General features: G+C 35.4%; 1 pseudogene. It reads right to left on the minus strand.

The window, feature by feature from the left end:
- Positions 1 to 608, minus strand: a pseudogene (locus Q0733_RS13000) (hypothetical protein); the annotation flags it as partial.

Consider the following 608-nt stretch of genomic DNA (forward strand, 5'->3'; position numbering starts at 1 on the left):
ACTCCATTTGTATCTACTGCTGTACCTGTAGTTATTGCTCCTGTTGATGCTATATTAGAATAAGTAAAACCCCCATCGCCTTCTAAGGCATCTGGACATCCATCTCCATCACTGTCTAAATCTAAATAATCTGGTGTATCATCTGCATCGGTATCTTGTGATGCAGTTGTACAGGCTACCGTAGTTTCATTTGGTGTACTAAAAACAGCATTAAACCCTCCTAAAGATGCTCCATTGGTTAAACGTACCTCTACAACATCGCCAGCATTTACATTTTCTAAAATAACTTCTGATGATGGTAAACTTAGTACATATTCATTTATGGAATCAACTAAAACTCCATTTATAAACAATTCTGCAAAATCATCAAAATAAGCTCCTGCTTCTCCAATTTGAATGGTACCATTTGCTTCTATAGTTCTTTTATATATTATAGTCCATGTACCTTTACTATTTGGCGTATAAGGCACTACTTCAACCATATTAACACCAGAAGCTATAATACTTGTCATTACATTTTCTGTTGTTGGAGAGTTAACAATATCCGTATCATTAAAAGTATATGTTGTTGCGCTACCTGTTGTAAAACCATGACCATAGAGTGTAGG

This window comes from uncultured Polaribacter sp., from assembly GCF_947500975.1.
Taxonomy (GTDB): Bacteria; Bacteroidota; Bacteroidia; order Flavobacteriales; family Flavobacteriaceae; genus Polaribacter.